Source organism: Tianweitania sp. (assembly GCF_032053605.1).
GTDB lineage: Bacteria > Pseudomonadota > Alphaproteobacteria > Rhizobiales > Rhizobiaceae > Tianweitania.
This window is the reverse complement of the sequence record NZ_DAMBUH010000041.1, coordinates 338-22888: the sequence shown is the minus strand read 5'-3', so window position 1 is coordinate 22888 and position 22551 is coordinate 338. Positions and strand designations below refer to the sequence as shown.

Here is a 22551-nt window from a genome sequence, read left to right as displayed (position 1 = left end):
AGCATGGTCGTTATCCATCGTGTCTTTGGCTTTCGCATCGTCATCTACACGCAGGATCACGAGCCTGCGCATGTCCACGTGACGGGTCCCGGTCAGGCCAAGGTCAATCTGCTTGGACCGAAAGGCAAACCCGAACTGATTTATTCCATAGGGATCGGCAGGCCGGACATGCGCCGGTTGATGAACGAGATTGCGCAACGGCAGACTGAGTTTTTGCACCAGTGGGAGCGTATCCATGGACAGCGTGACTGATGCCGACTTGGCTGCTGCGGAAGCTCGCGGTCGACAGATCCTCGAAACGGAGCCTCGTGCCGAGCACGCGCGCTTTAATGTGAAGACGCGGCGCATAGAGATCGAGCTCATCAATGGATGCAGCTACGCCTTCCCAGCTGCTCTGGTGGAAGATCTGCAAGATGCCGATGAAGCCGACTTGGAGATCGTCGAAATCGAAGGTGGGGGCCTCAATCTTCATTGGCCCCGACTTGATGTCGATCTTTATGTGCCTGCACTGATTGCTGGCATCTTCGGAACCCGCACTTGGATGAACCGTGCCTTGGCACGGCATGCAGGCCGGCAAACCTCGTCTGCCAAGGCTGCAGCTGCTCGCGCTAACGGTGCTAAGGGTGGACGGCCGAAGAAGGTGGCTGGGAGCTAACCCGCTACCGAACTCCCAAACACCATCTCGTCCTGCTTCTGCCTCAGCTCGAACAGCCGCGTGGAGCGATCGGGATTAGCGTTGGCGTAGGTGATCAACTCGCCCTTCTTGATCGGCGCCGTTACCGTGCCGCCTTCCAGCAACCCGCAGGGCACAGCTCGGGCGTCGCGGGCGTCTTGCGCGGTCATGATCCAGGAGCGGTAGGTGTATTCGCCGATCGCGTCGAAGCGCTCGCCTGCTGCCAAGTCGCGCTTGGCGACGGCGCAGACTTCGGCTACGGGGCGGTCGAGCGGCACCATGTCGGGTTTTCCGTAAAGCACGACGCGGGCGCAAGTCAGGGGCACTTCCAGGCTGGTGAGATGGAAGGGACGGTAGAAGGTGAAATAGGGGCCTTCGCCGAGCTTGAGGTCTTCCATGCGCTCGCTGAGGCGTGGATGCGCCATTTCGGCGATCACGAAGACGCCGGGCGCCACGCCCTTGCCGATCGAGAAGTCCACCACGCCCTTCTTCGACAGGACGCCGCCATCTTCCACCGGGCAGAGTACCTTGGGCAGCTCTTCCAGCGTGGCGGCGGGTCCATGCATGCCGGCTTTGTCCGGCACAAGGCCAGTTGCATTGGCGATGGCGCACATTTCGACCATGGTCTTTGAGCCGTCGACGAACTCCACCAGCATGCGCGGGTTCATGTTCCGGCGCTCCGCCTCGGCGCGGTAATCGTCCGGCACGGCATCGTGGTTGAGCGGATTGTTCTTGCCCTTGCCGGCCGCAACCACCGTATAGCCCAGCGCCGAAACCAGCTCGATGAGTTCCATGCAGGAAGAGGGCTCGTCGCCGGCACCCACGGAATAGATGACACCGAGACGGTCAGCCGTCTGGCGCAGATAAGCGCCGATGGTGACGTCTGCTTCGACATTCATCATCACGAGGTGCTTGCCGTGTTCCATGGCACGCATGCCGAGATCAGCACCGGCTGTCGGCTTGCCGGTGGCGTCCACCACGACATCGACAAGCGCGCAGGACAAAGCCAGTTCGGCATCCCTGACAATCGCCATCTTGCCGGCTTCGATTGCGCGCGTGACGGCTGCCGTATCGGCAGCTTCTTCGGCGCTGTCGGGGCTAAGCTCGGCGATCCGTACGGCGTCCCAGGCACGCGTACCACTGCGATCGACCACGACCGCAACCTCGATGCCCTTCATCAGCGCGACCTGCGTGATGATGTCGGTGCCCATCTCGCCGCAGCCGATCAGCCCGATGCGCACGGGCCGGCCTTCTTCGGCGCGCTTGATAAGATCGCGGGCAAGGCCGGTTGGCGCAACATTGAGCATTTGGGGCATCCTTGGGCGGTGCTTCGCCTTGCCGTTGATAGAGAGCGCAGCCCTCGGTTTGTCAACGGAAGGCGCCTGCCTCAACTTGGCGCGGCCGGTCGAACCCGCCGTTAAGCAGCGCCTGCTAGAGCCAAGCTCATGATCAATATGCCGCTCGAAGTTGCACAACAGCCGGTTGCAGGTGCCTTCGGGCGCTTGTGGGCGAAGCGTGCGCTGGCGCGAGATTACCTTTCAGCCATCAGCGGCTCGGCCGGTCGCCTGATATTCTCGCTGATCTATTTTGTGGCACTGGCCAATACGCTGACCATCGCTGAATTCGGCCTGTTTGCCACGGCTTCGGCAGCCGGTGTGATGCTGTCGCGCAGTCTAGGCTTCGGATTTACCGCGCCGCTCTACCGCGTGGCAACGGTGCGCCCGCGCTTGATCGGTATCTTTGCCGGCGGCTTCCTGATGATGGGCGCGCTATCCTTGCCGGTGCTGGCCCTGGGCAGTGCCGCCGTTTTCGCGCTGTTCTTTGCCGGCGATCTGAACGCACTGATCTTTGCCGAGATCGTAATTGCCGAAGCGCTGTTGTGGCGGCCGACGGAAACGATCGTGATCGTCAACAACGGCATGAACCGCTTTGGTCGCGCCGCGCTTCTGGTAATCCTTGGGACGGTGCTGCGTGCGGCGGCGTCCAGCCTTTTCGCACTCGTTGCGGTGCGTCAGGGGCTCGGATTGGCGGATTGGGCGCACTTCTATCTTGCCGCCAACGCCGCCTCGCTGCTGATCGCCATCCTGGTCTTTACGCCATCCATGCGTCTGCAAATCCGGCCGCGCTTTTACTGGAAGCGTCTGCCGGATGCGCTCTATGTCGCCGGTGCCGAGCTGTTGTTCTATCTGCAAATGGAGTTCGACAAGCTGCTGGTCCTGTCGCTGGGCGGCGCCGAACTCGCCGGCATCTATGCCATCCTGATGCGGCTCGTGGATTTGACCGCCATACCGATCCGAACCTTCACGATGATGCTGGTTCAGCGACTGATGCGGCTGCCGGATATGATGAAGCAATGGCGCGTTCGGATAGGCTTGGAGGCGGGCGTCTTCCTGATTTCGACGGCGGCTTTGCTCGCCCTAGCCATCATCCTCGCCTTCGCACCCAATGCGCTCGGCCGCAATGTTGCAGCGGCGGCAGGGCTCGTGATGCTGGCGCTCGCCATTCCCGGTTTCCGCAACCTCACGGAATACCATGCGGAACTGCTGTTCGCGCGCGGTCAGACCCTGCGCCGGGCGATCAACCTGCTGATCCTTACTGGTGCAAAGCTCGCAATCCTGACGGTGCTGATCGCCGAGGCAGCCGATCCCGCAGCGCTTACGCTGTGGCTGAACGGTGGTTTCGCGCTGCTTTACGGTCTCTCGGCGGCCCTCACCTACACTGCGCTGCGCCGGCCGGCCAAGGTCATCTAGGTCAGCTACAGCGTCGCGCGGATCTGGTTGATGTCGGTGCCGGTGAAGGACTGGATGCCGATCGCCACCTGATGCGCAGCCATGCCGCTCACAAAGGCCTGCAAGCCACCCGCCGAGAGTTCCGGACCGGACCAGTACACGCGGCAAAGCTCTCGGTCGCTGTGGTAATGGTGATCGAGGCCCTCGATTTCGTCGACATAGCGGCCATAGATCGTGCATTCCGAGAATTGCCGCTGCGAGCCCAGCACCTCGACCCAATGGCGGCCATGCACCGCTTCGATCCGCTCGCACATTGCCTGGATACTCTGCCTGCGCCAGGCAATCAGCGTGACGATGTAATCATGCGGCGATGGGGTGGGCGGCTCGATGCCAAGCGCCAGGGCAGCGTTGGATGACCAGCGGAAATGCTCTTTGCGCGTGTTTTGAGCCAGACCGTTTTCGCGGCGAAACAGCTGGAGCTTGTCGTCCTGCCACATCGTCCGGCAATCGAACGCTTTGATGAAAGCGACATCGGAATCCACATAGATCAGCGCGTCTTCATCGATCTTGGCGTGCAGGGCGATGCGGCGGAGCTGCTGCACATGCCATCCCCGCAGAGGCATGGTGCGGGTGCTCAGCCAGATGCGCCGGGTGAAGAGGCTGGTGGGGTCGGGCAGCGCATGCAGCCAGGAGGGCAGGAGATCGCGCTCGTCAACGACGCTACGACGCGGACCTTCCAACTGCCGGAACAGCTGGACGTCATGATGCGCAACCAGAATGTAATGATGCGCCATACCCGTGACATGGGCATCGATCGTCTCGCAAAGAAGACGGCATCTTTCGAAATCCGGCCCGTAGCTCGCCGTCACGATCGCAGCGCTGTGAGCAGACGCTGCATCGTCCACGATGCGGGGCGGGCTGATCAAGCGCGACCACCAAGCGGCCGGCGTTGCCGCATCACGCGCCAAAGGAAAGCAGGGACGCCCAGAACATAGCGGCGAAACAGGCGGCGCGGTTCCACTGCCAATCGGTACACCCATTCCATGCGCAGGTTGCGGATTGCCGGCGGCGCACGCGGCACCGTTCCACTGAGGAGATCAAACAGGGCGCCCACCCCGATTGGCAGGATGCAATGCTCCGGCGTGATGTGGTCGGCGATCCAAAGCTCTTGGCGCGGCACACCCATCGCGACGATCAGCACGTCCGGCTTGAGCGCGAGAAGTTCGATCAGGATGCCCTTTTCCCGCTCCTCATCGAAAAAGCCGTCATGGATGAGCACGAAACGATGCTGGGGCGCACGCTGCTCGAAATAGGATCGGGCGCGTTCGACGCTGTTGCGCTTTGCACCCAACAGGGCAACGGTCAGCGGCGTCTTGGTGGTGGCGAGCCATTCCGGCACGAAGTCCGTGCCATTGAGATTGGCAGGGAAAGCAGAACCGTAGAGCATGGATGAGGCGATATCGACGCCAATCCCGTCCGGCAAAACGATGAAGTCCTTGAGGACCTTCGCGTAGCGCGGATGGTGGACGGTCAGATTGGCATTATGCGCATTCATGAAGCCGATGCGCGTGAAGCGCTTCTGGCCCACGGCCTCATTGAGCAGGTCAATCGCTTCCTGCCATCCAAGCGCCGCGACGGCAGTGCCGAGAATATCGCGCGTCGGCATGGCTGGAACGGCGGGAAGGGAATGCACCGTCACGCCGCATGCCTCTGCATGGACTTGGGCAAAGCAGCCAGGCCCCGGCTGATCTGCCGGTCCATCGCCTTGATCTGGGCAGCATGAAAGGCGCGCCCATCGCCAGCGGGCAGTCGCAACCGGGTCGCGTGGGTAAGAGCCAGCGCGAAACCTGCGGGATCATCCGCGACCGTGCAGTTTTCAGGCAGATCCGTGATGCCGCGCAGCGAGGAGCGGGTCGCCACCGCAGGCATGCCCAACTCGAAGGTCTCGATCGTCTTCAGCTGCACGCCGCTGCCCGCCTGGCTGATCAGCGGGATCACCTTGGCGCCGCGCACGAAAGCCGTTGCGTCCTCGACCCTGCCCACGAACTCCACACCCGGATGATCCGAGCGCAGGCCTGCGGGCGCTCGGCCCGCAATCTTAATCTGCATATGGTCAGGCAGTTGCGGCACGACCTGTTCGAGGAACCAGTCCAGGCCGATCCGGTTCGGCTGCCATGTCCAGGTGCCGATCAAAGCCAGATCATAGGCGGGCTGGCGCGAAAACAGCGGCGCGGGGGTTGTTGCACGTGTCGTCAGCGGCAGGGTGGCGGAACGGCGGTCATCGGCTATGCCCAGCGGTACGCGGTCTTCTTCCGCCAGCGTGAAAACAAAGTCGGCCTGTTTGCAGAGCTTGGCTTCAAGTTGCTTCAGCAGGCGAGCTTCACGCGTATAAAGCAGTCGCTCGACGAGGGAGCGAGCCGCGGCCGCATTCTCCGCCGCGGATTGATGCTCGACATTATGCGCCACGAAGATCGATGGCTTGTTTCGAAACAGGTCAGGATAGGCGCCGGCCAGCGTCACGCCGTTCAGCACATAGCCATCGAAGGGTTCCAGCGTTTGGAGCGCCTGCCGTATACGCGCTTCGCCGGTGTGCCGCAGCTTCACGGAAGAAAAGGTCTGCCCTTCCGCCAGGGCGCGGCCAAGCCAAAGCAGGCGTTGGCCGGCGGATGCGGTATGCGTCTGCACGTCAACAGAACCGAGAACCACAGTATTCTCAGGATCGATCGGCTGTTTGCCCGGCCAGGTAAAACCCACCACGCTGACTTGGACGCCCGCGCGACGCAGGCCACCGATAATCGCGGCATTCGCGATCTCGTAGCCGGTGGTCAATGTTCCATCGGGAACGAGAGACGTCACGAAGGCCAGATGCATTCCACTCGTCCTGTTTCCACCGTCCTATTTTGGGGCAGTGAATGCTTGCTTAAACCATCGCTGCAAGAAGCTTGCCAAGCCCCCAGTTCTCTTCTTTGCCAGATTTACGTGGCCAACTCTTTAACGGTTCCTCAAGGCAAGTCGGGCATGCAGCCAAGGAGGATTTTGCCGCCGCGGGTTCGACCGTAAAAGGGCGCCTGCCGGGTGGCGGGAAGGAGTTGGCTTCATGAACGAATCCGAAATCCTGCCTGGCATCTCGCTCGTCGCGCGCTCGCCCCATCCCGTTGCCGGCATCGAAGCCGTCGTGATCTGTCCGACCTATTGCCGGCCCGACCATATCCTGAAAACGCTGCACTCTCTGCAAGCCCAGCAAACCGTGCGCCGCTTTGCCGTGATCGTCATGGAAAACGAAGCGGAAGACCGCGAAGGGGCCGCCGTTGCCGCCCCCTTGTTTGAGGGTGGTGAAATGCAGGGCATGGTTGTGATCGCGCATGAGCGCGGCAATTGCTCAGCCTATAATGCCGGCCTCCAGAGCGCGCTTCAGCATTACCCCGACTTCCGCCATGTTCTGATCATCGACGATGATGAAGTCGCCGATGTCCATTGGATCGAGCGCATGATTGCGGCGGCCGATCGCTATAGTGCCGATCTCGTCGGTGGTCCGCAGCGCCCGGTTTTCGCCAATCCCGGCAAGAACCGCTTCGAACACCATCCGGTGTTCAAGCCGGCGCATCACAAAAGCGGCCCGGTGCCGGTGCTTTATTCCTCGGGCAACCTGTTGATCGGCAAGCAGGTGCTGCAGGTGCTCGATCAGCCTTTCTTCGATCCGCGCTTCAACTTTCTTGGCGGCGGCGATATTGATCTGGTGAGCCGCTGCACCGCCATGGGCTTGAAGCTCGCCTGGTGCGAGGAAGCCTGCGTTTATGAAACCGTGCCCGAGCGTCGTTTACAGGCCGACTGGATCCGCGCCCGCTCTTTGCGCAACGGCGTGATCTCGACCCTGGTCGAAAAGCGCCAGCGCGCCGAAGAGCCGTTCGGTGGCATCAGAACCTTCATGAAAAGCGCAGCATTGCTGGGCTCCGCTCCGTTTCGGGCCGCACGGGACGTGGCGAAAGGATCCACCATAACCGGCCAATACAGGCTTTACATTGCTCTGGGCCGGATCTTGGCTCACTTTGGCTATCAGAATGAGCAGTATCGCCAGCCTGAAAAGAACTGATCGCAGTTTCGCGACGATTCGCGACGAGATCATCCACGCCTTCCCCCCGCATCGGGTCGCCATGCTTCTGGCCATGGCGATCTTTGCCGCGCTGCTGGTGTCGTTCCGGCCGTTTACGCCTGCCGGCCAGGCGGAAGTCGGCGGCGATTTCGTCAATCAGGTCGGCTATGGCTGCGTGGCGATCGGCGCGCTGTTTGGCCTGTTCTGCTTTGTGGATCGCCGCGTCGCTTCAGCGCTGCTCAGCCCCTGGTGGCTAATCCTCATAGTCCTGCTGTTTGTCTCGGTGTCCAACGCGCTCGATCCCGGGCAAGCGCTGCGCGCCGTGTTGTTTACGATCGTAGGCATTCTCGGCATAGCGGCCGTACTGACCCTGCCGCGCGGGGCCGATGCGTTCTCCCAGGTTCTGGCCTGGGTCAGCCTCGGCGTCGTCGCTTACTGCTATGTCGGTCTGGTGATCTATCCGGATATCGCGGTCACGCCCGTGGACAATTTCGAGCCGCAGAATGCCGGCTCGTGGCGTGGCCTCTATGCGCACAAGAACATCGCCGGCCCGGTGATGGCCTGCCTGAGCTTCGCAGGCATCTACCTTTTCCGGCGCGGCTGGCAGGCAGCTGGAGCGATCCTGTTCGTTGCGGCCTTCTTCTTCCTGTTCAAGACAGATTCCAAGACCACGACGGGCTTGGCGCCCGTGGCAATCCTGTGTGTTGCAGGGCCGACCCTGTTCGGCCTGCGCGGGCTGACGCCGGCGATCCTTGTGGGATCGGTTGTGGCCGCAGCGCTCCTGACGCTGGGCATGGTCTTCATCGAGCCGGTGAAGGTGCTGATGCAGCATCTCTTCCCCGATCTGACCTATACCGGCCGCACCACGATCTGGGAGTTCGCCGGCCAGATGATCGCAGCGCGTCCTTGGAGCGGTTATGGCCTGGAAAGTTTCTGGACGACGCGCATCGTGTCCGACCAGCTTCAGCCCTTCGATCGCGCCTGGGACCTCAGCTCGATCGTGCACGGCCATAACGGTTACATCGATGTCGCGCTGTCGATCGGGGTGCCCGGGATGCTGATTGCGATCATCGCCTTCGTGCTGGCGCCGGCGCGCGATTTTGTCCGCACGCCGTTGAAGCGGGAGAACGTGCTGCTGGCCGACCTCTTCATGATGATCGTTTTGTTCACCTGCCTCAACGCCTTCCTGGAAAGCTTCTTCTTCCGCCGCGCCGATCCGGTCTGGCTGCTGTTCGTGTTTGGCGTCCTTGGCCTGCGGATGACGGCGCGGTTTCCCGTGAAGGCGTGACACGAAGCTGCGCGGCGGTTATTGCCGCTGAAACAATGGGAGTTCTTGCGATGTCGATCGACCTCATCCTCGCCGGTTGCGGCAATATGGGCCACGCGATGCTGGCTGGCTGGGTGAAGGCCGGCCGCATCCCGGCCGCACGCGTCGCAGTGGTCGAACCCAACGAAAGCCTTCGGACACGTGCCCAGGCGCTGGGTGTGTCCGTTCATGCCGACGCAGCCGAGATCCCCGGGGATTGTCAGCCCAAGCTGGTGATCTTCGCGGTAAAGCCGCAGGTCATGAAAGACGTGGTGCCGGCCTATAAGCACTTTGTGGAAGCGGGTGCAGCCGCTCTCAGCATCGCCGCCGGCACGCCGATCGCGGTGTTTGAAGACCTGCTTGGGTCACAAGCGGCGGTGATCCGCTGCATGCCGAACACGCCTGCGGCGATCGGCAAGGGCATGCTGGTGCTGTTTTCCAACGCCCATGTTTCGGACGAGCAGGACAGCTTCGTGCGCGATCTGCTTTCGGCAAATGGCGCGGTCGCGACGATCGACAACGAAGATCTGATGGACGCGGTGACGGCCGTTTCGGGGTCTGGCCCGGCCTATATCTTCCACTTCATCGAAGCGCTGACCGCCGCCGCTGAAAACGCAGGCCTGCCGTCCGACGTCGCCAAGCTGCTCGCCATGCAGACGGTCTACGGTGCAGGCGCACTGGCCGCCGACAGCGAGGAAGAGCCGGGCAAGCTGCGCGAGAACGTCACCAGCCCGAAGGGCACCACGGCAGCCGCACTTGACGTGCTGATGGGTGGTAACCGGTTGAAGGCGCTGCTGGTGGAAGCCGTCGACGCCGCCAAGAAGCGCAGCATCGAGCTGCGCGACTAGGTTTTTCAGGCGGCGACGCCGAAGCTCGAAGCCCCTTCGTCGGCTCGCAAAGCGAGCTGGCGGAAGCCTGCGAACAGTTCACGGCCCATGCCGAAACTGTTGGCGCTGAGATCCGGCACCACGATCGGCCGCGCAGCCAATTCCTCGACTGTCACCAGCACTTCCAGCGTTCCGGCTTCGCCGTCGAGACGGACGATGTCGCCGTTCTGGATGCGGCCGATCGCGCCGCCATCGAGCGCTTCCGGCGTCACGTGGATCGCCGCCGGCACTTTGCCGGATGCGCCCGACATGCGCCCGTCGGTGACCAGCGCGACATGACGGCCGCGATCCTGCAGCACGCCGAGCACTGTGGTCAGCCGGTGCAATTCCGGCATGCCGTTGGCTTTCGGACCCTGGAAGCGCACGACGGCCACGAAGTCCCGATCAAGCTCGCCGTTCTTGAATGCCTGGTTGAGACCTTCCTGGCTGTCGAACACGATTGCCGGTGCTTCCACGATGCGCTTTTCCGGCTTCACGGCCGAAGTCTTGATGATGGCATGACCGAAATTGCCAGTCAGAACCTTGAGCCCGCCAGTTGCCTGGAACGGTTTCGGCGCGGTGGTCAGCACCTTCTCGTCGCCGCTGACTGCCGGTGCCGGCTCGCGCGACACGGTGCCATCGGCATTGAGTTTCGGCTCGATCGTGTAGGAGCGCAAACCGTCGCCCCAGACCGTGCGCACATCCTCATGCAGATAGCCGGCATCGAGCAGTTCGCGGATAAGGAAGCCCATGCCACCCGCCGCGTGGAAGTGGTTGATGTCGGCCAAACCGTTCGGATAAACGCGCGCCAGCAGCGGCACCGTATCCGACAGGTCGGAAATGTCCTGCCAGGTCAGCTTGATGCCAGCCGCCGCCGCCATGGCAAGCAGGTGGATCGTGTGGTTGGTGGAGCCGCCGGTCGCATGCAGGCCGACGATCGCGTTTACGATCGAGCGCTCGTCGATCATCTTGCCGGCCGGCGTGAAATCGTTACCGAGCGCGGTGATCGCCAGCGCACGGGCGTGCCGGGATTGATGAAGGAGGAGCCTGGAATATGCAGGCCCATGATCTCCATCATCATCTGGTTGGAGTTCGCGGTGCCATAGAAGGTGCAGGTGCCCGGGCTATGGTAGGACTTAGATTCCGCTTCCAGCAGCTCCGCGCGGCCGACCTTGCCCTCGGCATAAAGCTGGCGGATCTTCGCCTTCTCGTCATTGGGCAGGCCCGACGGCATCGGACCAGCGGGCACGAACACGGCCGGCAGATGGCCGAAGGTCATGGCGGCGATCATCAGACCGGGCACGATCTTGTCGCAGATCCCGAGATAAACGGCGGCGTCGAACATGTTGTGCGACAGGCCGATGCCGGCCGCCATCGCAATCACGTCGCGCGAAAACAGCGACAGCTCCATGCCGGGCTGCCCTTGCGTGACGCCGTCGCACATCGCCGGCACGCCACCCGCCACCTGCGCCACGCCGCCGACCTCGGTCGCTGCCTTGCGGATCAGCTGCGGATAGGTCTCGTAGGGCGCATGCGCCGAAAGCATGTCGTTGTAAGCGGTAATGATGCCGAGGTTCGGCACGGTATCGCCGGACAAGGCGGCCTTGGTGTTGGGCGCGCAGGCTGCAAATCCGCAAGACAAAACCGAGCGATGCACACCGCGCGCGGGAGCCGCTTCGAGGCGGTCGAGATAGGGCTCGCGGGTCGGCTTGGAACGTTCGCGGATGCGGTCGGTAATGGCTGCGACGTCACTGCGGACAGTCATGGCTATTCGCCTTTCTTGGGCGCCCAATAAATGTCGAGCGGCTTGGCCGCATGGAGAAGCACGGCGCCAATCGGCTTCTCGCGTGGATGTGGCCCGGCCAGAACGGTTTCGAGCAGGCTATGTTTCTCTGCCCCCTCGATATGGAGTGCGATCAGCCCCGCCGAAAGGAGCACCGGCATAGTCAGCGTCAAACGCGGCTCGTCCGCACTCGGCGCAGTCACAGGGAGAACATGGTGACTGGCCGCCGGGTCGATGGCGTCGCCAAGCTCGGGCGAGTCCGGGAAGAAGGATGCCGTATGACCATCGCCCCCCATGCCCAGCACCACCACGTCGAAGGGCAGCGGCAATTCGGCCACTGCGCGATCCGCCAGCTTTGCTGCCTCACCAACATCCGTCACATCATGATAAAGCGGCGTAAAGCGCGCTGCCGCAGCCTTGTTCACCAGCAGATTCCCACGGATCAGCTTTTCGTTGGACCGCTCTGAAGTGGTCGGCACGAACCGCTCATCCACCGGCACGACCGTGACATCCGTCCAGGGAAGATCGTGGGTCGACAACGCGCGGAAGAACGCCGCCGGCGTGGTGCCGCCCGACACGGCAAGCAACGCCTGGCCGCGCTGGCTGATCGCCACCTTCAGGAAATCGGCCACATCCCTAGCGAACCGATCCGCGAGCTGTTCGGGCGTTTGAAAACGGTGCCAGCGCGGATCGGCAATCATGGTCAGACGCTTTCGTGCCAGGTACGGCCGTCGCGCTCGATCAGGGCGATTGCCGAGGAGGGGCCCCAGGTGCCGGAGGTGTAACCCTGCACTTCCTGTGTGTTGTCGTTCCAGGAATGCAGGATCGGGTCGATCCAGTTCCACGCCGCCTCGACCTCGTCACGGCGCATGAACAGCGTCTGGTTGCCGCGCACCACATCCATGATCAGCCGCTCATAAGCATCGGGATTGCGCACGTTGAAGGCTTCCGCGAAGCTCATATCGAGCGGCACATGCTTCAAGCGCATGCCGCCCGGGCCTGGATCCTTGATCATCAGCCACTGCTTCACGCCTTCGTCGGGCTGCAAGCGGATGACGAGCTTGTTGGCCACGACCTGGCCGGCGCTTTCGCCGAAGATCGAATACGGGATCGGCTTGAACTCGATGACGATCTCCGACACCCGCGCCGCCAGCCGCTTGCCGGTGCGAAGGTAGAACGGCACGCCTGCCCAGCGCCAGTTGGCAATCTCGGCCTTGATGGCGACGAAGGTTTCGGTCGTGCTTTCGCCGTTGCCGAGTTCTTCCAGATAGCCCTTCACCGGACCGCCGGCGGAAGCGCCCGCGCGATACTGGCCGCGAACTGTCAGCTTGCCGGCGGTGTGTCCGTTGATGCGCTGAAGCGAGCGCAGCACTTTCAGCTTCTCGTCGCGCAAGGAGTCCGCATCGATGGAGGGCGGCGCTTCGATGGCAACGAGGCAAAGCAGCTGCAGCATATGGTTCTGCACCATGTCGCGCAGCGCGCCCGCCTTGTCGTAATAGCCCGCCCGGCCTTCCAGCCCGACCGACTCGGCCACAGTGATCTGCACGTGGTCGATATGCGCATTGTTCCACAGCGGCTCGTAGAGCGCGTTGGCGAAGCGTAGCGCCAGCAGGTTCTGCACCGTCTCCTTGCCGAGATAGTGGTCGATGCGGAAAATCTGGCTTTCCTTGAAGAAACTGCCGATCGTATCGTTCAGCAGCTTGGCCGATTCCAGATCGCGCCCGATCGGCTTTTCGATCACGATGCGCGCTTGTTCGGTGATCAAGTCGTGTGCGGCCACCTGCTTGGCGATTTCGCCGAACAAAGCCGGCGCAACGGCGAGATAAAAGACGCGGATGACGTCGTTGTTGCCGATCACCGTCTTCAGCTGGTCGAAGCCCTCACCGGTTGTGGCGTCCGCAGCGACATAAGACAGGCGACCAAGAAAGGTCTGGAGGGCTTCATCGGTCAGCTCGTTGGCCGACACATGCTCTTTCAGCGCCGTCTGCGCGTAAGCCCGGTATTCCTCATCGGTCATCTTGGTGCGCGAGGAACCAATGATGCGGCTCGGATCGAGGAATTGGCCGGCTACCTGGCGCTGAAACAGCGCCGGCAGCAGCTTGCGCTCGGCAAGGTCGCCGGTGGCGCCGAAGATGATGAAATCGAAGGGTTCAACCGGGATAATCTGGCTGGTCATGAGCAGGTTTTCCAACAACGGCAAGAGGCTTAATCTAATCGATTAAAAAATACTAGCGTTTGGCTTTGCACCGCAACATAGGGGTCGCCGACGGCACCGCCAACCCGTCTGGTCCTCTTATTCCGCAGATCTGACCTGCAGATGACGGTCAAGTTGCGGGTGACATGCGGCGGCTTTTGTTGCACCACATCACCACCAATCAAGGAGGCGAGCCATGGGTCAGCATCTTTCACGCACGGTCGCGGAAGGCCGCGCTTTCATGCAACTGATCAACGGTCAGCCGGCCGACGCCTTGAGCGGCGAGCGCATCGATGTGGTGTCGCCGTCGGACGGTAAGGTCTTCGCGTCGATCCCGGCGGCCGGTGCTGCCGATGTCGACCGCGCCGTGAAGTCCTCGCGGGAAGCCTTCGAGAACGGCCCGTGGAGCCGCATGCCCGCTTTCGAGCGCGGCCGTCTGCTGACCAGGCTCGGCCTGCTGATCGAGAAGAATGGTGACGAACTGGCCGCGCTTGAGTCGCGCGACACCGGCAAGCCGATCCGGCAGGGGAAGGCCGATGTCACTTCGACGATGCGCTATTATGAATTCTACGGCGGCGCGGCCGACAAGATCCACGGCGACACGATTCCCTTCCTCGATGGCTATACGGCGCTGACACTGCGCGAGCCGCATGGCGTGGTGGCAGGCATCATCCCCTGGAACTACCCGATGCAGATCCTGGCGCGCGTAGCCGGTGCAGCCTTTGCCATGGGCAACACGCTGGTAGTGAAGCCGGCTGAAGACGCGTCGCTGACCACGATCCGCATTGCCGAACTGGCGCTGGAGGCGGGCTTTCCCGAAGGCGTGTTCAACGTAGTGACCGGCTATGGCCGCGATGCGGGTGCTGCTCTTTCTGCACATCCCGAGATCGACTACGTCACCTTCACCGGCTCCACCATGACCGGCACCGCGATCCAGCAAGCGGCGGCGATCAACAATCGCGGCGTCACGATGGAGCTTGGCGGCAAGTCGCCCCAGATCGTGTTTGCCGATGCCGATATCGAAAAGGCGCTGCCGGTTCTCGTCAACGCCATCATCCAGAATGGCGGCCAGACCTGCTCGGCCGGCAGCCGCGTGCTGATCGAAAAGCCGATCTACGAAGCCGTCGCCTCCGAACTCGCCGCCCGCTTCAGCAAGCTTGTGGCTGCACCGCATGATGCGGATGGCGATCTCGGGCCGATGGTCAACAAGAAGCAGCAGGGCCAGGTGAAGGCCTTCATCGCAGCGGCGGAAGAAGCGGGCGTTTCCGTTCTTGCGCGCGGCAGCGTGGACGCTTCAGCGCCCGAAGGCGGCTTCTATGTCGCGCCGGCTCTGTTCGGCTCGGTCGATCCCCAGGCCAACATCGCGCAGCAGGAAGTCTTTGGCCCGGTACTCTCGCTGTTTGCCTTCGAGGGCGAGGAAGAAGCCGTTCGCCTTGCCAACAGCACGGATTACGGCCTTGTCGCTGGGGTCTGGACCAAGGACGGCGCACGCCAGCATCGTGTCGCCAAGAAGGTTCGCGCTGGTCAAGTCTTTGTCAACGGTTATGGCGCCGGTGGCGGCATCGAGCTGCCGTTTGGCGGCTTCAAGAAGTCCGGTCATGGTCGCGAAAAGGGCTTCGAGGCGCTTTACGACATGTCAGCAACCAAGACTATCGTATTCAACCACGGCTAAGCGGCGGTGGCATGAAAAAAGGCTGAGGCGCGAACCTCAGCCTTTCGTTTCAGGCGGAAAGGTCTTCAACCCTTGCGGGGTTCGCCGTCCTCGACATCCGTATGCGGGCGGTCGCGGCCGTCGGATTCTTCCTGGCGCCACTTGCCGTCTTCATCCTGATATTCGATCGGCTCGGGCTCACCTGCCTGTTCCTGGGCGCGCGCTGCGGCTTCGGCCGCTTCCTTCGCGGCGTCATGGGTTGGGAAGGTTTCCGAAAACACGTCGCCGACCTTGTAGGCCCAGCCTTCGTCATGCTCGACAATACGATAGGTCACTTCGCCGGTCTCCCCTTGGTCTTCTGGCGTCTGGTTGCTGTTAAAGGCACGAGCCGGTCGGTTCGCGGATGAAGATGAAGCGGAGTCGTCATTCTCTTCGTCGCGCGCACGCTGCCGTTTCTCTCTCCTGCGCTCGCGCGCAGACAGGCTGGCGTCGGACCGGTTGTCTGGGGATGGATTGCGTTCAGCCTGGCGGTCGGAAGATTGGCTGGACGGTGCCGAAAGCCAGCGATAGGCGGCATAGCCGAGCGCGGCGAGGATCAGTTTTCGCATCGAAACACTCCGAATTTGGATCATCCGGATAAGCTTCAAACCTGCCAAATCGTTCCCGATCAGATGCGGTCGCGCAGCGCATACCAATTCAGCGCCAGAAACAGCAGTGGCGCTCTAAACCTTCGTCCGCCCGGGAAGGCCGGGATCTTGAGATCGGCCATCAGCTTCAGCCGGTCGCGATTGCCGGCGACCATCTCGGCATAAAGCTTGCCCATGAAGTTCGACAGCATCACGCCATGACCGGAATAACCACCGGAATAGATGACGTTGGGCATGACTTCCCGCACGAAGGGCTTGCGCGGCATGGTGATGCCGACATAGCCGCCCCAGGCATGGGTGATCTCGATATCGCTCAAGGCCGGATAAAGCTCGGCGATCTGCCGCCGGATCCCCGATCCGATGTCCGACGGATCTCCGACGCCGTAGATCTCACGGCCACCAAACAGCAATCGGCCATCAACGGAGCGGCGGAAATAGCGCACCACGAAGCGGGAATCGTCGACGGACTCGCCGCCGGGAAGAACCGGACTATCATCGCCCAGAGGTGGCGTCGCGCCGATGAAGGAGCCGATCGGCATGACATGCGCCGCACTCTTACGCTCGAGATCGCCGCCATAGGCGTTGACACCGAGCAGCCCCTTGGCAGCCGTGATCGTGCCGCGCGGCGTTCTGACGATGACCTTGCCGTTCTCGCTGGAAATGCTGGTCGCCTTGGTGTTCTCGAACAGATGCGCGCCGGCCTCCGCAGCCACACGCGCAGTGCCCACCACCAGCTTCAGCGGATTGATGTGGCCGGTGCCGGTATCACGCGCGCCGCCGTAGTAGGATTTGCTGCCAAGGCGGCGTTTCCGCCTGATCCATGAAGGTCAGATGCGGATAATCGAAGCGCTCGCCCATGATGTCGACGTGCTTCCGGTAGACATCGACATAGCGCGGCTTGTGCGCCACCGAGAGCTGACCCGGCCGGTAATCGATGTCGATGCCGTTGGTCGCTGCAAAATCCAGCAGATGCGCCTTCGCTTCTTCCGCGAGGTCGAACAGAGCCTTGGCACGGGCGAAGCCGATCTCGGCCTCCAGCTCCTCCGCCCAAGCGCGTTGCCCGGTGCCCAACTGCCCGCCATTGCGCCCCGAGGCGCCATCCCCCAACCGATGCGCCTCGATCAGCACGACGTTGGTGCCGGCTTTCGCCAGATGCGCCGCAGCCGATAAGCCAGTAAACCCGCCGCCGACGATGACGACATCAGCCTGACGGTCACCATCGAGAGATGGGTAAGTGGGGCGCTCGCCGAGTGTCGCTTCGTACCAGGAAAGACCGGGGGAGATGGGAGAGGAGGTGCGCGGCGTGGTCATGAAAAGCTCTTGGGCCAGTCTCGAGAGCTGTGCAGAACGGCGATGATCTCGATATCCGAACGAACCCGGTAGACCACAACGTATGACGTATTCGAAAGCACGAGTTCGCGCGTTTCTTCAACGCGGCCCGCACGGCCGGCGTAAGGCTGTTCTTCAACAACCGTCTTGGTGCGATTGTAGATGGACTGAGCTACTCGAAATGCTGCTGCCGGGCTGTCGAGTGCGATATGCTGCTGAATGTGGTCGAGATCTGTGAGCGCACGCTCGGTCCAGACAACCTTCATCAGGATGGACGATAGCGGTTCAGCACCCGATCAATGTCTTCAGCCGAAGCGAAGTTGCCTCTATCGGCGTCCGCGATCCCTGCCAAAACGTGATCGACAAACTGCTCCTGCCAATCAAGCGAATGCCCGTTCTCAAGCGCATCGGCAATCACGGCCGCAGGCGACTGTCCGGACTTAGCGGCGATGGTCTCGATACGGGTTCGGAGGCTGGAAGGGAGCGTAAAGTCGTGTGGTACGGTCATGATGCACCTCTGGTTGCCGCGAAGATGGCTCAGCCCCCTCACACATTCAACAACAGATATTCGCGCTCCCAAGGGGAGATCACTTCCATGAAGGTCTCGAACTCGGCCTTCTTGATCGCGGCGTAGGTTGTCACGAATTGGGCGCCGAGAAGGGTCTTCAGCTCTTCGTCGGCTTCAAACAGTTGCACCGATTCCAGAAGGCTGCGCGGCAGCTCGATCTCGTCATCGTTGACCGTGCGGCCCACCGGCGCATCCGGCTTGATCTGGTTGCGCAGCCCGATCAAACCGCAAGCGAGTGAGCCTGCAAGCGCGAGATAAGGGTTTGCGTCGGAGGACGGAATGCGGTTCTCGACACGCCGCGCGCCGGGGTCCGAGCGCGGCACGCGGAACGCGGTGGTGCGATTGTCGTAGCCCCATTTGGTGTTGACCGGCGCGGAAGCCGCCTGCGTCAAGCGGCGATAAGAGTTCACATAAGGCGCAAACATCACCAGCGCGTTCGGCACATGGCGCTGCATGCCGCCGATGAAATGGTGGAACGCATCCGTCTCGGCGCCATCGGCGGCGGCAAAGATGTTCTGGCCGGTCTTCTTGTCGATGATCGACTGGTGGATATGCATAGCCGAACCCGGCTGCCCCTGGATCGGCTTGGCCATGAAGGTCGCATAGGTCTCGTGTTTCAGCGCCGCTTCGCGGATCGTGCGCTTGAACAGGAAGACTTGGTCGGCCAGCTCTACCGGATCGCCGTGACGCAGGTTGATCTCCAGCTGCCCCGCGCCTTCTTCATGGATCAGCGTGTCGATCTCAAGGCCCTGGCCCTCGGAGAAATGGTAGATGTCGTCGATCAGCTCGTCGAACTCATTGACGCCCGCGATCGAGTAACCCTGTCCGCCCCCGATCGGCCGTCCCGAACGGCCCACAGGCGGGGTCAGAGGATAATCCGGATCGGGGTTTTTGCGCACCAGGTAGAACTCGATCTCCGGCGCCACCACCGGTTTCCAGCCGAGTTCGGCATAGGCCGCCACCACGCGCTTCAACACGTTGCGCGGGGTAAATTCCACCGCGCGGCCATCCTGATGCACGAGATCGCAGATCACCTGCGCGGTCTGGTCGGTTTCCCAAGGCACGGCCGAAAGCGTGCTGAGATCCGGCATGAGCTTGAGGTCGCCGTCATCTTCCGGATAGGTGAAGCCGTTGCCGTCTTCGGGATAACCGCCGGAGATCGTCGCCATGAACACGGCCGATGGCAGCGCCAGCGAGGTGTTGGAGGTGAACTTCTTGGACGGCATCATCTTGCCGCGTGCCACGCCGGCCTGATCGGGCGTGATGCATTCGATGTCCTCGATGCCCCGCCATTCCAGCCACTCGGTGGCTTCTTTCCAGGTCTTTACGCCACGAAGGTTTGTGAGAAAGGCAGGCGTTGCGATGCGGCTGGTCTTCTTGACGGACCGGGCATCCTTTTTAGCGACAGGCATCAATCACCGAACGGTTGAACAGGCCGCCAGTATAGCTGAGCCCCGGCGGAGAATGGAAGGCGTCGCGATGCGCAAGGCAAACACCGCATCACCTGTCGGCAGAGCCTAGCGCAGGAGCGGGTCTCGGATCCTACCGGCTCTGCTGCGCCAAATCGGCCAAAACGGCTTCCAAACGTTCCGGCACGATAGGCTTTGCCACCACCGCATCCATGACAGAATGCAGAAGCGACTGCGTTTCCATGTTCTTGCCTGTAGACAGAAACAGGAGGCGCGGATGGCCCTGGCCGCTGTTTCGGCGGCAATGTTGGATCACATCGAGAAGCGTGTCGCATTCGCAATTGTCCACGCCGCCGTCAATCACCACGATGATCGGGGTGAGGCTGGGCAGGCTGCGGATCGCATCGCTCGGCGACAAAGCGACAGCGCGCAGCTTCGCGCGCTCGGCAATGCGGGTCACGACAACCAGATTCACTGGGACATTGCCGACGGCAACGACCGAGGGTTGTATGTTGACTTGGGAATGGTCATGGAAACGGGCCGCCACCGGGGAACCGGGTACCGCCATCTTGTCGACAGGCATAGAGTGGGATCAGCCTCGCACTACGATGCGGCGCCGGCTGCCGCGAGCTAATCCGCCGACTGAGATGGATAGAACTCTATCGAATGTCAGTCGGCGGTCAAGTGCGACAAAGGAACAAGGCTGGTTGTCGGCTGAGTTGTTCCACCGTTTGTCAGATTTGGCGTGTGACGATCACCGGAACAAGCAAGTCTCCCCAGTTGCCGTCGCCGCCATGATGACGCGCAGACCGCACCAATTCCACGGAAACACCTGCCTCAACCGCTTTCATCACGGATTGGTTGAGCCTGTGCAGATCATTCGCAAGCATGCGAATGGCCGATTGCTGATCGCCGGACATCGACGATGCCTGTTCTTCGGCACGTTCCTTGACGCGGGTCTTCGGCTTTGTGGTTTCCTCAATCGTATCGAGCATGGATAATCTCCTTTGTTGGGATCTTCAGAGCTTTTTCAAACGATTTACATTGCGCTTTGAGCTATTCCGCTGCAGGGCGGAACTGTTCGTGTTCGGTGGAGTCATTCATCGCGGTGGTGGAAGACTGGCCGCCCGTGATCGCCAGCGACACGGCATCGAAATAACCGGTGCCGACCTCGCGCTGATGCTTGGTCGCGGTGTAGCCATTGGCTTCCGCCGCAAATTCCGCTTCCTGCAGCTCGGAATAGGCTGCCATCTGGCGGTCCTTGTAGCCGCGCGCCAGTTCGAACATGCCGTAGTTGAGCTGGTGGAACCCAGCGAGGGTAATGAACTGAAATTTATAGCCCATCGCACCCAGCTCGCGCTGGAACTTGGCGATGGTCGCGTCGTCCAGGTTCTTCTTCCAGTTGAACGAGGGCGAGCAGTTATAGGCGAGCAGCTTGCCAGGATGCTCCTTCTGCACGGCTTCAGCGAAGCGGCGCGCTTGTTCGAGATCCGGCTTGCCGGTTTCCATCCAGATCAGGTCGCAATAAGGCGCATAGGCGATGGCGCGGGCGATGCAGGGCTCGATGCCGTTCTTGACATTATAGAAGCCCTCGACGGTGCGGCCTTCGTCGAGATCGACGAAAGGCTGATCGCGCTCGTCGATGTCGGACGTCAGCAGTTTGGCGGCTTCCGCATCGGTGCGGGCAACGATCAGCGTCGGCACGCCCATCACGTCGGCTGCAAGCCTTGCGGCGGTGAGGTTGCGGATATGCGCTTGGGTCGGAATCAGCACCTTGCCGCCGAGATGGCCGCATTTCTTTTCCGATGCGAGCTGGTCCTCGAAGTGAACGCCGGCCGCACCCGCTTCGATGAAGGCCTTCATGATCTCGAAGGCGTTGAGCGGTCCGCCGAAACCTGCCTCGGCGTCCGCCACGATCGGCGCGAACCAGGTGTCGACCGACAGGCCGTTGCCTTCCGCCGTTTCGATCTGGTCGGCGCGCTGCAGCGTGCGGTTGATGCGCTTGGCGAGTTCCGGGGCAGCATTGGCGGGGTAAAGCGACTGGTCGGGATACATGGCGGACGCCGTGTTGGCATCGGCCGCGACCTGCCAGCCCGACAGGTAGATCGCCTTCAGGCCGGCGCGCACCATCTGCATGGCCTGATTGCCCGACAGCGCGCCGAGCGCGTTCACGAAGTCCTCCTCGTGGATGAGCTTCCACAAGCGGTTCGCGCCGTTCTCGGCCAGGCTGTAGCTGATCTCAACCGAACCGCGCAGGCGCTTCACATCCTCGGCCGAATATGGGCGTTCGACACCGTCGAACCGGCCTTGAGGAGCGGAAGGAACGAGGTTGTAAAAATCGGTCATCGGAGATCTCCCAAACAGCTTTGACAAAATGGCTGATGGCGTGTGCCACTGCGTTCGATGTGGCAGCAGGAGGAGCGCAGAGCTAGGAAAAGCAGCTGTTTGCGCGGAATAATCGGGTGAGACTGTCACGCCATTGACGAACAAGCTTTGTAGTGATGTAAATCTTGTAAAGAGCGAGGCAGCCGATGAGCGACCGCAAGATTTTCGCAGGCCCACGCATCCGCCGCGTCCGGATCGACCGCGGCTTGACGCAATCGGCAATGGCCGAAGCGCTTCGCATCTCGCCATCTTATCTCAACCTGATCGAACGCAATCAGCGCCCGCTGACGGTGCAACTGCTGATCAAGCTCGCCGCCGCCTACAAGATCGACATCCATGCGCTCAGCCATGACGACGCGCCGCTGGTGGCGCTGCGCGAAGTCTTCGCCGATCCGCTGCTGGCTGGCGAACTGCCGGGCGAACAGGAGTTGCTGGAAGTGGCGCAGGCCGCGCCCAATGTCGGCGCCGGCATGATCAAGCTTTACCGTGCCTATCGCGAGCAAGCCGAGCGGCTGTCCGACCTCTCAGACATGCTGGCGCGCGAAGGCCACAGCACGGCTCTTGCTTCCACGCGCTTGCCCATCGATGCCGTGCGCGAAGTTCTGGAGCGAAGGCCCAACCACTTCCCGTCGCTGGAAGAGGAGGCAGAAGCCTTCACGCGGCTGCTGCAGCCCGGCGATGAGCTCGGGGCTGCGCTAAAGGGCTGGCTGCAACGCGAACATGGCATCGTCGTCAAAGTGCTGCCGGTCGCCACCATGCCGAACTGGCGCCGCCGTTATGACCGCCATTCGCAGCGCCTGTTCATCTCCGAGCGCCTGTCGCCCTTCGACCAGCTGCGTGAGATTGCCATCGAAGCCTGTTTGATCCGCGCTCAGGTAGCGATCGCTGCCGAAGTGCAAGCGCTTAAGCTCGGCTCCGATG

At 62.0% G+C, this 22551-nt stretch carries 21 protein-coding genes and 2 pseudogenes; 8 read left to right on the top strand and 15 right to left on the bottom strand.

Features of this window, described 5'->3' with window-relative positions:
* Positions 1-3: 3 nt before the first annotated feature.
* Positions 4-252, top strand: a complete 249-nt coding sequence (locus RTX98_RS11250) for a DUF4160 domain-containing protein (protein WP_312796642.1) — start codon at positions 4-6, stop codon at positions 250-252.
* Positions 236-655, top strand: a complete 420-nt coding sequence (locus tag RTX98_RS11245; RefSeq protein WP_312796641.1) for a DUF2442 domain-containing protein — start codon at positions 236-238, stop codon at positions 653-655. The genes RTX98_RS11250 and RTX98_RS11245 overlap by 17 nt, the downstream gene beginning before the upstream one ends.
* Here RTX98_RS11245 and RTX98_RS11240 read toward each other — a convergent pair.
* Complete coding sequence (locus RTX98_RS11240) at positions 652-1980, bottom strand: NAD(P)H-dependent oxidoreductase (protein WP_416223107.1); 1329 nt, start codon at positions 1978-1980, stop codon at positions 652-654. The two genes, RTX98_RS11245 and RTX98_RS11240, sit on opposite strands and share 4 nt — an antisense overlap.
* Before the next feature lie 147 nt (positions 1981-2127).
* Between RTX98_RS11240 and RTX98_RS11235 the strand changes: the two genes are divergently transcribed.
* Positions 2128-3423 (top strand): lipopolysaccharide biosynthesis protein, encoded by a 1296-nt coding sequence (locus RTX98_RS11235; protein ID WP_312796651.1) that lies wholly within the window; start codon positions 2128-2130, stop codon positions 3421-3423.
* Between the two features lie 5 nt (positions 3424-3428).
* Here the strand turns inward: RTX98_RS11235 and RTX98_RS11230 are convergent, their stop codons facing one another.
* From RTX98_RS11230 to RTX98_RS11220, 3 genes are read right to left on the bottom strand one after another with little or no spacing between them, the layout of a single operon-like run.
* Positions 3429-4328, bottom strand: a complete 900-nt coding sequence (locus RTX98_RS11230) for a DUF6492 family protein (protein ID WP_312796638.1) — start codon at positions 4326-4328, stop codon at positions 3429-3431.
* Positions 4325-5101 carry a WecB/TagA/CpsF family glycosyltransferase gene (locus RTX98_RS11225; RefSeq protein ID WP_312796636.1) on the bottom strand — a complete coding sequence of 259 codons (777 nt, stop codon included), beginning with the start codon at positions 5099-5101 and terminating at the stop codon, positions 4325-4327. The genes RTX98_RS11230 and RTX98_RS11225 overlap by 4 nt, the downstream gene beginning before the upstream one ends.
* Complete coding sequence (locus RTX98_RS11220; RefSeq protein WP_312796634.1) at positions 5098-6273, bottom strand: glycosyltransferase family 4 protein; 1176 nt, start codon at positions 6271-6273, stop codon at positions 5098-5100. Before RTX98_RS11220 ends, RTX98_RS11225 begins: the two co-directional genes overlap by 4 nt.
* Before the next feature lie 226 nt (positions 6274-6499).
* Here RTX98_RS11220 and RTX98_RS11215 point away from each other — a divergent pair, with 226 nt between their 5' ends.
* Genes RTX98_RS11215 through proC form a run of 3 tightly spaced genes read left to right on the top strand, consistent with a single transcriptional unit; the run spans position 6500 to position 9646 of the window.
* A complete protein-coding gene (locus RTX98_RS11215) occupies positions 6500-7492 on the top strand; it encodes a glycosyltransferase family 2 protein (RefSeq protein WP_312796633.1) in 993 nt (330 codons plus the stop codon).
* Positions 7461-8780 (top strand): O-antigen ligase, encoded by a 1320-nt coding sequence (locus RTX98_RS11210; RefSeq protein ID WP_312796632.1) that lies wholly within the window; start codon positions 7461-7463, stop codon positions 8778-8780. Before RTX98_RS11215 ends, RTX98_RS11210 begins: the two co-directional genes overlap by 32 nt.
* A 50-nt stretch (positions 8781-8830) precedes the next feature.
* Positions 8831-9646, top strand: a complete 816-nt coding sequence (gene proC / locus RTX98_RS11205; RefSeq protein WP_312796631.1) for a pyrroline-5-carboxylate reductase — start codon at positions 8831-8833, stop codon at positions 9644-9646.
* A 5-nt stretch (positions 9647-9651) separates the two neighbouring features.
* Here proC and edd read toward each other — a convergent pair.
* The 3 genes and pseudogenes from edd to zwf all read right to left on the bottom strand — a co-directional run bounded on the left by edd (position 9652) and on the right by zwf (position 13623).
* Positions 9652-11429, bottom strand: a pseudogene (gene edd / locus RTX98_RS11200) (phosphogluconate dehydratase).
* A 2-nt stretch (positions 11430-11431) separates the two neighbouring features.
* Positions 11432-12148, bottom strand: a complete 717-nt coding sequence (gene pgl / locus RTX98_RS11195) for a 6-phosphogluconolactonase (protein ID WP_312796630.1) — start codon at positions 12146-12148, stop codon at positions 11432-11434.
* 2 nt (positions 12149-12150) lie between these two features.
* Positions 12151-13623, bottom strand: a complete 1473-nt coding sequence (zwf, locus tag RTX98_RS11190; protein ID WP_312796629.1) for a glucose-6-phosphate dehydrogenase — start codon at positions 13621-13623, stop codon at positions 12151-12153.
* Between the two features lie 214 nt (positions 13624-13837).
* On the opposite strand from zwf, the gene RTX98_RS11185 reads away from it, so the two are divergent.
* Complete coding sequence (locus RTX98_RS11185; RefSeq protein WP_312796628.1) at positions 13838-15313, top strand: aldehyde dehydrogenase family protein; 1476 nt, start codon at positions 13838-13840, stop codon at positions 15311-15313.
* A 65-nt stretch (positions 15314-15378) separates the two neighbouring features.
* On the opposite strand, the gene RTX98_RS11180 is transcribed toward RTX98_RS11185, so the two are convergent.
* The 8 genes and pseudogenes from RTX98_RS11180 to aceA form a co-directional block, all read right to left on the bottom strand.
* A complete protein-coding gene (locus RTX98_RS11180; protein WP_312796627.1) occupies positions 15379-15900 on the bottom strand; it encodes a DUF2188 domain-containing protein in 522 nt (173 codons plus the stop codon).
* A 59-nt stretch (positions 15901-15959) separates the two neighbouring features.
* Positions 15960-17250, bottom strand: a pseudogene (locus RTX98_RS11175) (NAD(P)/FAD-dependent oxidoreductase).
* A complete protein-coding gene (locus RTX98_RS11170; protein ID WP_312796626.1) occupies positions 17247-17534 on the bottom strand; it encodes a type II toxin-antitoxin system RelE/ParE family toxin in 288 nt (95 codons plus the stop codon). Before RTX98_RS11170 ends, RTX98_RS11175 begins: the two are co-directional and overlap by 4 nt.
* Positions 17534-17776 carry a transcriptional regulator gene (locus RTX98_RS11165; protein ID WP_312796625.1) on the bottom strand — a complete coding sequence of 81 codons (243 nt, stop codon included), beginning with the start codon at positions 17774-17776 and terminating at the stop codon, positions 17534-17536. Before RTX98_RS11165 ends, RTX98_RS11170 begins: the two co-directional genes overlap by 1 nt.
* A gap of 38 nt (positions 17777-17814) precedes the next feature.
* A complete protein-coding gene (locus RTX98_RS11160; RefSeq protein WP_312796623.1) occupies positions 17815-19248 on the bottom strand; it encodes a glutamine synthetase family protein in 1434 nt (477 codons plus the stop codon).
* Positions 19249-19378: 130 nt separating this feature from the next.
* Entirely contained in the window at positions 19379-19828 is a 450-nt protein-coding gene (locus RTX98_RS11155) for a response regulator (protein WP_312796622.1), read from the bottom strand.
* Positions 19829-19979: 151 nt separating this feature from the next.
* Positions 19980-20240, bottom strand: a complete 261-nt coding sequence (locus RTX98_RS11150; protein ID WP_312796621.1) for a hypothetical protein — start codon at positions 20238-20240, stop codon at positions 19980-19982.
* A 61-nt stretch (positions 20241-20301) separates the two neighbouring features.
* Entirely contained in the window at positions 20302-21591 is a 1290-nt protein-coding gene (aceA, locus tag RTX98_RS11145) for an isocitrate lyase (protein WP_312796620.1), read from the bottom strand.
* Positions 21592-21776: 185 nt separating this feature from the next.
* Between aceA and RTX98_RS11140 the strand changes: the two genes are divergently transcribed.
* Positions 21777-22551: helix-turn-helix domain-containing protein (locus tag RTX98_RS11140; protein WP_312796619.1), on the top strand; the 775-nt coding region annotated here is incomplete at its 3' end.